At 54.6% G+C, this 10,865-nt stretch carries 7 protein-coding genes and 1 pseudogene; 6 read left to right on the top strand and 2 right to left on the bottom strand.

The features are described 5' to 3' along the window. Positions 1-524 precede the first annotated feature (524 nt). Together Q0Y02_RS02280 and Q0Y02_RS02275 are read right to left on the bottom strand one after the other, a co-directional pair. Positions 525-1,859, bottom strand: coding sequence for an ATP-binding protein (locus tag Q0Y02_RS02280; RefSeq protein ID WP_011588647.1), 1,335 nt, complete (start codon positions 1,857-1,859; stop codon positions 525-527). A gap of 19 nt (positions 1,860-1,878) precedes the next feature. Further along, complete coding sequence (locus Q0Y02_RS02275) at positions 1,879-2,547, bottom strand: response regulator transcription factor (protein ID WP_007151491.1); 669 nt, start codon at positions 2,545-2,547, stop codon at positions 1,879-1,881. A gap of 203 nt (positions 2,548-2,750) precedes the next feature. Between Q0Y02_RS02275 and Q0Y02_RS02270 the strand changes: the two genes are divergently transcribed. From Q0Y02_RS02270 to Q0Y02_RS02245, 6 genes and pseudogenes are all read left to right on the top strand, one after another. Further along, positions 2,751-3,284 (top strand): plastocyanin/azurin family copper-binding protein, encoded by a 534-nt coding sequence (locus Q0Y02_RS02270; RefSeq protein WP_022985569.1) that lies wholly within the window; start codon positions 2,751-2,753, stop codon positions 3,282-3,284. A gap of 88 nt (positions 3,285-3,372) precedes the next feature. Beyond that, positions 3,373-5,154, top strand: a complete 1,782-nt coding sequence (locus tag Q0Y02_RS02265; RefSeq protein ID WP_063508768.1) for a copper resistance system multicopper oxidase — start codon at positions 3,373-3,375, stop codon at positions 5,152-5,154. Further along, positions 5,151-5,900, top strand: a complete 750-nt coding sequence (locus Q0Y02_RS02260; RefSeq protein WP_011588644.1) for a copper resistance protein B — start codon at positions 5,151-5,153, stop codon at positions 5,898-5,900. The genes Q0Y02_RS02265 and Q0Y02_RS02260 overlap by 4 nt, the downstream gene beginning before the upstream one ends. A gap of 129 nt (positions 5,901-6,029) precedes the next feature. Further along, complete coding sequence (locus Q0Y02_RS02255) at positions 6,030-7,382, top strand: APC family permease (RefSeq protein ID WP_082844683.1); 1,353 nt, start codon at positions 6,030-6,032, stop codon at positions 7,380-7,382. A gap of 30 nt (positions 7,383-7,412) precedes the next feature. Next, positions 7,413-9,722 (top strand): heavy metal translocating P-type ATPase, encoded by a 2,310-nt coding sequence (locus tag Q0Y02_RS02250; protein ID WP_063508766.1) that lies wholly within the window; start codon positions 7,413-7,415, stop codon positions 9,720-9,722. Positions 9,723-10,112: 390 nt separating this feature from the next. Beyond that, positions 10,113-10,247 (top strand): annotated as a pseudogene (locus Q0Y02_RS02245) (Cd(II)/Pb(II)-responsive transcriptional regulator); the annotation flags it as partial. Positions 10,248-10,865: the final 618 nt, after the last annotated feature.

The following is a 10,865-nucleotide window of genomic DNA, read 5'->3' as shown; positions in this document are numbered from 1 at the left end:
AGTTGAGGCGTGTGGGGTTCTTGCTGGAATTAGCGAAGGAAACATGCACCAGCAGTAGGTGAAGCATCAACCAGATAATCCGATGAGATGCCGGTCTGTCTCACTCTCATGCAAAGGTAAGATCAACTGAATCGCCACCGGTTTGCTAGACACCTTTCAGCCATACAAAATGGTGGCCGCCGTACTGATAATCTCCTCAGGCTTAACGTAGCCCTGTACGTGGTACAGGCCCAGCTCGCTCGAATATCCATAGAAACTCCAAAACGGCATGAAAAAGCCCGCACAAGGCGGGCTCTGGCATGCAGTGAAAGGGGGGGGGAGTGTAAAATTCATGATCAAAAGCATCGGTTTGCTGTTTTGGGTTGCAAGTAGAGCAAGTAGTGTTAGTGGGTGTAGATTCAGTATCCTTCAGGAAAAGCTCATTATAGGGCGGTCGAGATTGAACAGGCTGGACGAGACTCCAAATCATCATCCCAACTATTGATGAATTTGACTTGAAGCATAGAGAATGGAGGGTGAAGGTGTCAGTTGTCTGACCGGTCGCCGAATCGATCAGAACCAGGGATTACAACAACTGCAGTAAGGCCTCCTACCTTACTGGACGTGTAATGAACCTGTCCCTGATAACGCTCAACTATTGCGTGGACAATAGCCAGCCCCAATCCATGACCGGGTGTTTGCTCGTCCAGCCTCAATCCTCGCTTGCCCAATTGTGAGTGGGCTGTTTCTGATACGCCCGCTCCGTCGTCGCTGATGATAATTTTTAACTGCTCTTGATCTTCACTCAGCGTGAGCTCCACCCAGCGGGATGACCATTTGCCTGCGTTATCCAGCAAGTTGCCAAGGATTTCGTTCAGATCATGCTCCTCGACAGGCCAGCGATGGTTTTCAGGCAGATCCGTTGACAATTCAAAAGATTTATCGGGGTAGAGGCGGCCAAGCATCCACAGCAGATCCCGGGCCTGTTTGATCGGACATACACTTTGGCCGACCTGTGGACCCGCAAACCGGCTTCGCCGCATTTCGGCCTCAAGCTGAGCATCTATGTCGTCGAGGCGCGCCGCCATTTCCCATCTCAGCTTCTCATCGAGCGGGCGACTGGTGTCTTCCAGGATCTGTCTGACAGCCGCTATGGGGGTTTTCACGCTGTGGGAAAGGTTGGCAAGTGCGTCACGGGAGCGTTCCAGCCGGTCATCCAGTGAATCCAGCAGTCGATTGAGTTGCCGGACGAGGGGCTGGAACTCCTCCGGGCCGTCTGCGTTAATACGGGAGAGCTCGCCTGACTGAAGTTTTTTCAGGTTCATCTGAAGGCCCGCTATTGACCGCAGGGCCAGAGTGATTCCCAGCCATATGCTCCCGATCATCAGAATGACCAGTAAAACCGAGACGACGGCAGTCCAGATATGGAGTTTGGCCTGGCTCCGATGAAGCGCCTCCATATCCTCGGCAACAATGATCACGAAGGGGTTTCCGTCGACCGTGAAGGCACGGCGATACCCAAGCATTTGGGAAGGCGCAGCTGGTACCTCAGCATCCCTGGCTCTCACGGCTCCCTCCTGCCCGGAGGTGAGCAACGGCCTCAGAATCGGAGTCCAGGTCTCCGGTGAGATGGACTGCCCAGACGGAGAAGCGATGGCGATGGCGAAGGCGTGGAGGAGCACTTCCTGAAAATAGTCGCCGGTCTGGAGTGTATCAATCTGGCCACCGGATTGGCGGATCTGGTGTTCCAGAAAAGCTACCTCATCTTTCAAGCGGCGTTCTACTAAGTCCATGGTCATCCTCTCCAGCAAGGCCCCATGGATGATCCAAGCCAGTGCCATCAGACCAATGCCGGCCGGAAGCAGCAGAATCAGGAGCATCCCCCTGACTGAGCGAGGTCTAACGGCTATCGGCATCGAACAGGTACCCCTGACCACGTCGGGTCTTGATGGTGTCCGGTCCCACCAGCTTCCTGAGCCGCCGCACATACGCTTCGATCACGTTCTCGCTGGGTATGTCGTCGATGCTGTATAGCTGGTCGAGAAGCTGTTCTTTCGAGAAAACCTGCCCGGGACGACTCATCAGACATCGGAGCAAACGGAACTCCGTACCGGTCAGGCTATGTTCGGTCTCGTCACCGGCCCTTAACGTCTGGCGATTTTCGTCCAGCTCGAACCGGCCCGCTGTCAGGGTATCCATTATTCTGCCTTCGCTTCGCCGGACGATGGCGTGAAGTCGGGCAATCAGCTCTTCGGTCTGGAAAGGCTTCGCGAGGTAATCATCGGCGCCGGCCTTCAAGCCATTGACCTTGTCCTGCCAGTCTCCCCTGGCGGTCAGGATCAACACCGGGAAACTGACCTTATGCGTCCGCCACTGTTTCAGTACGTCCAGGCCGTTGCCGTCGGGCAGGCCCAGGTCAAGAATACCGGCGCGGTAACTTTCCTGCTGCCCGAGGTGCCGGGCTTCCCGCGCTGTACGGGCGGTATCCACGCTGAAACCGGCCTTTTCCAGTTGGGCGCTTAGCCCATTTGTCAGCAGGTAGTCATCTTCCACCAGAAGTAATCTCATTCCTGAACTGCCTTTCTAAATTGAGCATCAGAGTCCGTCAGTGTCGCTGCCCAAGCTGAATTGTGCCAGAACAAAAAATAATTCCGATTTTCAGCCTGGATTCAGGTTGCTGAGCGATGGTAGCAACCGCTTCTGGATATTGCTCAAGTTTTGAGTGAGACAACCCGGCCCTCAGGGCCAAAGCTGTTCAAAGGAGAAGATATATGACCGTATCAAAATTCCTCGTTGCTGCCGCAACTATCTTATTGTCGGCGACCACCTTTGCCGCTGGAACCCATGGTGGAGGACATGATCACGGCGCTGCGAGTGGTGAGCCCGGCAAAGCCTCAGAGGCCAGCCGAACCATAACAGTCGAAATGTACGACAATTACTATGAACCGGAATCAATCATCGTAAGCCCCGGGGAAACGGTGCGGTTCGTGGTGGAGAACAAGGGGAACCTCGTTCACGAGTTCAACATCGGCACACCTGAGATGCATGAGGGGCATCAGGAGGAAATGATGATGATGGTAGAGCACGGCGTGATTCAGGGCGGGAAGCTGAATCACGACATGATGAGCATGGACATGGGCAACGGAAAAACCATGAAGCATGACGATCCAAACAGCGTGTTGCTTGAGCCCGGACAGAGCAAGGAAGTTGTCTGGAAGTTTACGGAAAAAGGCGACATTGAGTTCGCATGCAACGTGCCAGGCCACTACCAGGCCGGCATGTACGGTGACGTTAACTTTGAGTAAACCGGCGTACTGACAACCCCGCGAATGCACGGGTTGGGACTGTTTTCCAGCCCTGCTTCAACGAAGTGCAGTTTGGAGTAAGAAAAAGATGAAAACACGCCTACTGACAGGACTTTTAAGCCTGCTGATGCCAGCCATGGTTATGGCTGGTGAGTACGACCTGACGGTCGACCGGGTAAAAATTGATACTGGCGATTTCGTGAAAGAAGGCATTGGATACAATGGCGTATCTCCGGGGCCGGTGATGCGCTTCAAAGAAGGCGAAAACGTCAGGATCAACGTGACCAACAATCTGGATGAGATGACGTCCATTCACTGGCACGGTCTGATCCTTCCTTTCGATCAGGATGGAGTACCAGGTATCAGTTTCCCGGGCATCAAGCCGGGTGAAACCTTTACCTACGAATTTCCCATCCAGCAAGCGGGCACCTACTGGTTCCACAGCCACTCTGGTTTTCAGGAGCCGGATGGCGCCTACGGTTCCATCGTTATCGAACCCGAGGGGCGTGAACCGTTCCGTTACGACCGCGAATACGTCGTCCAATTGACCGACAAACACCCGCATTCCGGTGATCGCATCATGCGCAACTTGAAAATGATGACTGATTATTACAACCGCGATCAGCAGACCGTGGGCGAGTTTTTCTCGGATGTGTCCGAGAACGGTTTTATGAACACAGTTCGGGATCGCATGGCCTGGGGTGGCATGCGCATGATGAAAGCAGACGTCGAAGACGTGCATGGCTTTACGGGCCTGATCAATGGTAAAGGGCCGGACCAGAACTGGACCGGACTCTTTGAGCCGGGCGAGCGCATCCGGCTGCGTTTTATCAACTCTTCGGCGATGACCTACTTCGACATCCGGATTCCCGGTCTGGATATGACGGTTGTCCAGGCTGATGGCAACAACGTTCAGCCGGTCAGTGTGGACGAGTTCCGGATCGGTGTAGCGGAAACCTACGATGTGATCGTGCGCCCGAAAGATGAGCAGGCTTATACCATTTTTGCCGAATCCATGGGACGTTCAGGCTATGCAAGAGCGACGCTGGCCCCCGAAAAGGGTATGGAAGGGTCTGTGCCACCAATGCGTGAACCAGCGCGTCTGACCATGGCTGATATGAGCGGTATGCCCGGTATGGACCATGGCAGCATGTCTGGCATGGATCATGGGAACATGGATATGAGCAGCTCGGGAGATATGTCCGGGATGGACCACTCCAACATGGGCAGCATGGATCATTCCAATATGGAAGGTATGGATCATTCCAACATGAAAGATATGGATCATTCGGGCATGTCCGGCATGGACCATGGTTCCATGGCGATGGGGACAGAAGAAAAAAGCGATCCTTTTTACGCCAAGGGCAGTGGCCTCATGCCCAAAGCTGCCAATGGCGGAAAGTTCCTCTCTTACGCTGACCTGAAGGCTCAGGATCCGTTGTATGAAGTTCGCGAGCCGACCCGGGAAATTGAGCTTCGTTTGACCGGCAATATGGAGCGGTATACCTGGAGCATTAATGGCGTCAAGTATGAAGACGCCGATCCGATTCGTCTCAAATACGGTGAGCGGGTCCGTTTCAAGTTTGTCAACGAAACCATGATGACTCACCCCATGCACCTGCACGGTATGTGGTCCATCCTTGATGTTGGCGCAGGCCAGTGGAACCCGATCAAACACACGGTCAGTGTGCAGCCCGGCACCACCGTTTACATGGAAACCGAGGTCGACGCGCCCGGTCAGTGGGCGTTCCACTGTCACCTGTCCTATCACGCGGCCGCTGGTATGTTCCGCAAGGTCATTGTTGAAGGTGGGCCAGAGTCGACGCAGGCCAAAACAGACGTGATTGCCAAAGATGGAGGTGAGGTATGAGCTGTATTCGATCAATTGTCGCAGTCAGCTTCCTTGCCTCTATTGGTGTCTCAACGGCGGTGACAGCTCAGGAAATGATCTCCGACACCACCGCTCGTAAACAGCCGCTCACAACCTGGGGTGTTCAATTCGAGGAGTTTGAATACCGCTACAGCGACGATGACGAGGAACTGGGCGTCTGGAATGCGGATGCTTTCTATGGCACCGACGAGTTCAAAGTCCGGTTGCTCACAACCGGGGAGTACGAGATAGAGGAGCAGGCCTACGAAACACTGGAAAACCAGCTGGTCGGCCAGATCCCCATCTCCAAGTTCTTCGACGCCAAAGCGGGCGTACGTTTCGATACGCCCGAGGGGCCGGACCGTACATATGCCGTTCTCGGTGTAGCCGGGCTGGCTCCCCAATGGTTTGAGATCGATGCAAACCTGTATGTCAGTAAGGATGGCGATACGTCAGCCGAACTGGATGCAGAGTACGAGCTGCTTCTCACCAACTACTGGATTCTGGCGGCAACGCTGGATGCCACGGTTGCGTTTAGCGAGGACCGGGAAATTGGCGTTGGTAAAGGACTGGTTTCTACCGAAACCGGACTCAGGTTGAGCTATGATCTGATCGACCGTGCGTTCTCGCCTTATGTGGGCGTGGTGCATGAGCGCAAATACGGCGATAGTGCCGACTTTGCCGAAGCGGACGGCGGCAGTACAGCAGATTGGTTTGCTGTGATTGGAGCGCGCATCGCACTCTGATCAGGTACTTAGGGGCTAAAGATATTTCTTTGGCCCGTTTTTCTCGACATTGATGCAAGTGAGATCTACCCAAGCTAGCATTGGCTATTTATTGAGTATCAAACGCCGTTCAAAACAACAGGAGGTTGTATGAGCAGCACGCACGACAGAACCACGCGCTATCAGAAAGGCAGTCTTACACTTCCGGGAACTGTTATGCTGGGCACCGGTGTCATGATTGGCGCCGGTATCTTCGCCCTTACCGGGCAGATGGCGCAGATGACTGGCGTTCTTTTCCCGTTGGCGTTTCTGGCCGCGGCGGTAATCGTAAGCTTCAGTGCCTATTCCTACATCAAAATTTCCAATGCCTACCCGTCAGCCGGGGGCATAGGCATGTACCTGCACAAAGCCTATGGCAATCGGTTACCGACGGCTTTCAATGCTTTGCTGATGTATTTCTCGATGGTGATTGCCCAGAGCTTTCTTGCGCGAACCTTCGGTTCTTACACCATGCAACTGTTCGATGGCGATGAAAGTGGCCGCATGGTGCCCATTCTTGGCGTCTCACTAATTCTGGCCGCGTTTCTGATCAATCTGTTGGGCAACCGAATGATTCAGGGCGTGGCTTCCTTTATAGGTATCCTGAAGATCGGAGGCATTCTGGTTTTCGGGATGGTGGGTATCTGGATTGCCGACAGTGTTTCTGTTGATTTCTCTAGCCCCGGTGAGGCTGGAACCTTTGGCAATTTCCTGGGGGCAACGGCCCTTGGCATTCTGGCCTTCAAAGGTTTTACCACCATCACCAACAGCGGCTCGGAAGTCATAGACCCCAAGAGAAACGTGGGGCGAGCGATTATTATTTCCATCGCAGCCTGCGTGGTGATCTACACCCTGGTCGGTTTCGCCGTTGCCAGTAACCTGTCCCTGGCGGAAATCATCAAAACGCAGGACTACTCTCTGGCGGCCGCTGCGCGTCCCGCATTGGGCGACTACGGCGTCTGGTTTACCGTCGCCATTGCGATGATGGCCACCGCCGGTGGCATTCTGGCCAGTATTTTCGCCGTCTCACGCATGTTGGCCATGCTGACTGAAATGAAGCTGGTCCCCCACAGTCATTTCGGCATGCCCGGTAGCATCCAGAAGCACACGCTGGTTTATACCGTGGTGCTTGGGCTTATCCTCACGGCCTTCTTCGACCTGTCCCGAATTGCAGCGCTGGGCATCATTTTTTACCTGATCATGGACATTGCTATCCATTGGGGCGTTCTGCGCTATTTACGGGAGGATGTGAAGGCCAATGTGTGGGTGCCCACGGTGGCAATTGTTCTGGATTTGCTCGCTCTTGGTGGCTTCGTTTGGGTCAAACTGAATACTGACCTGTTTGTTATTGGCGTGGCGGTTGTCACCATGATTGTTATCGCAGTGGCCGAGCAACTGTTCCTGAAAAAGGCCACAGAAGCCGAAGAAGCGGGACACAAAGAATCTCATGCTCATCATCACTAATCACCAGAACTCGATAGGGAGGGATCGGCCATGACGGCTGAGCACACGGTCAAAGATCCTGTTTGCGGCATGTCGGTGAATCCACACTCGGCGGAACATCGCAGCGAGCATGGCGGGAAAACCTGGTATTTCTGTTCTTCGGGGTGCAAATCGAAGTTTGACGGCGACCCGGGACACTACCTCAGTGGAGAACAGAAACAGGACGAACCCGTGGCTCCGGGCACCATGTACACCTGCCCGATGCATCCGGAAATTCGCCAGCAGGGCCCCGGAGATTGCCCTATCTGTGGTATGGCCCTGGAGCCCGAGCAGGTAAGTCTGGATGACGGGCCCTCGGCAGAGCTCAAAGACATGACCCGTCGATTTTGGATTGGCCTGGTGCTGGCCCTGCCGGTATTGGTGCTGGAAATGGGCGGACATCTCACCGGCCTTGACCAGATCGTTGCCCCACAAATGTCCAACTGGATTCAACTGGTGTTGGCGACGCCAGTAGTGGCCTGGTGTGGCTGGCCTTTCTTTGTCAGAGGCTGGAAGTCCGTCGTCAGCCGCAATCTGAACATGTTCACGCTCATTGCCATTGGTACTGGCGTGGCGCTGATCTACAGCCTGGTGGCGACACTGGCGCCCCAGATTTTCCCCGACGCCTTTCGGCAGGAAGACGGTTCTGTCGCCGTCTACTTCGAGGCGGCTGCGGTCATCGTGGTGCTGGTTCTGTTAGGCCAGGTGCTTGAACTGCGGGCCCGGGAGAAAACCTCGGGCGCGATCAAGGCGCTGCTGGATCTGGCACCGGCGACGGCCCGAAAGCTGGATGACCAGGGCGACGAGTCCGATGTGTCGCTGGATCAGGTCAAGGTGGGTGATCGCCTGCGAGTGCGCCCGGGGGACAAGGTGCCGCTGGACGGTGAGTTACTTGAAGGCAGCTCCAACGTGGATGAGTCCATGGTGACCGGTGAGCCTCTTGCAGTCAGCAAAAAGTCTGGCGACCAAGTGATTGGCGGCAGTATTAACCAACAGGGCAGCTTTATCATGCGGGCCGACAAGGTTGGCCGGGACACCATGCTTTCCCAAATCGTGCAGATGGTGGCTAGCGCCCAACGCAGCCGCGCACCGATCCAGGGGCTTGCCGATAAGGTGGCGAGCTGGTTTGTGCCCACCGTGATCCTAATTGCCATTGTTGCCTTTATAGCCTGGTCATTCCTTGGGCCGACACCGCCCATGGCGTTCGGGCTGATTGCGGCGGTCAGTGTTCTGATCATTGCCTGCCCTTGCGCACTGGGTCTGGCAACGCCGATGTCGATCATGGTAGGTGTTGGCCGCGGCGCCCAAAGTGGTGTGCTGATCCGCGATGCGGAAGCCCTTGAACGCATGGAAAAGGTAGATACGGTGGTAGTGGATAAGACCGGCACGTTGACAGAGGGGCAGCCACAAATCACCCGAATTGTTACAGCGAATGGGTACGATGACGATGCTTTGATGCGTTTTGCGGGCGGACTCGAGAAAGGCAGTGAGCATCCACTGGCCCACGCCATTCTGGACAAAGCCAAGGGCATGGAGCTGAAGCTGCCGGATGCGGAAGACTTCGATTCTCCCAACGGTAAAGGGGTAACAGGAAAAATCGACGGCAAGCGGGTGCTGCTTGGTAATCGTCTTCTCATGGAGTCGGAGAATGTCGACACCACTAAATTTGACAGCGATGCCGACGAGCATCGCAAAGATGGTGCTACCGTGATTTTTGCCGCCGTCGATGGAAAAATCGCTGGGCTGTTGGCCATCTCCGATCCCATCAAGAGAACGACCCACGCTGCTATTGTCGCGCTGCAAAAAGACGGCATTCGAGTGGTCATGCTGACTGGCGATAACTACACCTCGGCCGAGGCGGTTGCTCGCAAATTGCATATCGATGAAGTGGAAGCGGAGGTACTGCCGGAAGATAAGGGCAAGATCGTCCAGCGTCTGAAAGATGAAGGGGGTGTTGTCGTGATGGCGGGTGATGGCGTTAACGACGCGCCTGCATTGGCAACGGCGGACGTGGGGGTGGCCATGGGCACCGGCACAGATGTGGCCATCGAAAGCGCGGGCATTACGCTGCTGCGCGGCGACTTGATGGGTATTGTAGAAGCGCGTCGTCTGTCGCTGGCGACCATGCGCAATATCCGACAGAACCTGTTCTTTGCTTTTGTGTACAACTCCGCGGGCGTTCCGATTGCGGCGGGGGTTTTGTACCCGTTCTTCGGGATACTGCTTTCACCGATCTTCGCGGCTGCTGCAATGTCGCTGTCGTCTTTCAGCGTGATTGTGAATGCATTGCGCCTGCGAGTTATCAAGCTTGGCCCTAAGTAATAATAGCTGGTGCCGTACACTATTGATCGAACCATAGAAGATGCTGATTTTGAGGCGGTTGACAAACGAGCGCGTCAGTCTCTCACGGATAACTGCTTCGGGGTGCTGATCGAAATCGACGTCAAAACCACGATGAAGGAGAAGCTGGGCACGGAAATACCTGCCTACCGGATCTTTGGGCATGCAATCCTAGGCCATCGGCGTGGAGCCTCGAGTAGGGGCTATTTTGCCATAGCTGGCGCCTTAAGCGACTTCATCCGTGATCTGTTGACCGTGATCAAGTTCCACGGGGTTTGCTCAGCCCGTTCAACTTTAATCCAACTCATTGTGATTAACTCTCTAGGTGTGTAAAGCCAACAGGTTGCTTATAACAGGAAGTCTGCTGATGCGCGGTCGCAGATAACGGCTTTGCAATCGCTTGAGAAGCAACTCGTTTCCCTGAGAGCGAGGTGCAACGATGGCCGTGAAGTTGATGCTTGCGGGGTTCTTGCAGGCATCAGCGAAGGCATCGTACAACCGCAATAGATCAAAGTGTCGATTTTATAGTTCTTAACCACGCCGCCACCTGTCGACATAAGCCTCGGTACCCAGCATGCCAACAGGCGCCTGGAATGGCATCGAGAGACACTTTCACGCTTCATCAAGTAATGCTATTGAAGGCTGTGGCGTAGCAGAAGAGCATGCCAGAGGGAGCAGAGCTGGCGATCAATAGTTACATAGCTCAATATTAAACGTTGACATGGGGGCTACCCCAAGGTTTATGTTGTTAATAGCACATTGCTTCGGACTATGCTGACACCATATGTTTATTGCTCGGTTTTTCATTAGTTGCCTATTTCTGCTTAGCATCTCCTTGCAGGGGATGGCAGCGGTGCAATTGGCGCAGCCTTGCCCCATGGAACAAACCATGATGCAGGCAGACATGGATGACCGTTGCAGCATGATGTCCGCCATGCCACAAAACGATTGTTGTCTGGATGGTGAATCCAACACGCACAGCGGCCCGGTTTGCAAGCCTGGCCAGGAGTGCCATGCTGGGCAGCTCTCGATCATGAATACGGCTCCGGCGGTTTCTTTTCAGGCAGCAAATCCGGCTACCCCTCATTTTTCTAACCCTCTCTATCTCCCCCTTGCCTTATCTAC

Source organism: uncultured Alcanivorax sp. (genome assembly GCF_947258575.1).
In the GTDB taxonomy this organism is placed as follows: domain Bacteria; phylum Pseudomonadota; class Gammaproteobacteria; order Pseudomonadales; family Alcanivoracaceae; genus Alcanivorax.
The sequence above is the reverse complement of the archived record's forward strand: the minus strand, read 5'-3'. Positions and strand labels throughout refer to the sequence as shown.

Coding starts and splice junctions, on each gene's coding strand:
- Q0Y02_RS02250 (WP_063508766.1), top strand. CDS start 7,413: ATGACGGCTGAGCACACGGTCAAAGATCCTGTTTGCGGCATGTCGGTG.
- Q0Y02_RS02275 (WP_007151491.1), bottom strand. CDS start 2,547: ATGAGATTACTTCTGGTGGAAGATGACTACCTGCTGACAAATGGGCTA.
- Q0Y02_RS02260 (WP_011588644.1), top strand. CDS start 5,151: ATGAGCTGTATTCGATCAATTGTCGCAGTCAGCTTCCTTGCCTCTATT.
- Q0Y02_RS02280 (WP_011588647.1), bottom strand. CDS start 1,859: ATGCTCCTGATTCTGCTGCTTCCGGCCGGCATTGGTCTGATGGCACTG.
- Q0Y02_RS02265 (WP_063508768.1), top strand. CDS start 3,373: ATGAAAACACGCCTACTGACAGGACTTTTAAGCCTGCTGATGCCAGCC.
- Q0Y02_RS02270 (WP_022985569.1), top strand. CDS start 2,751: ATGACCGTATCAAAATTCCTCGTTGCTGCCGCAACTATCTTATTGTCG.
- Q0Y02_RS02255 (WP_082844683.1), top strand. CDS start 6,030: ATGAGCAGCACGCACGACAGAACCACGCGCTATCAGAAAGGCAGTCTT.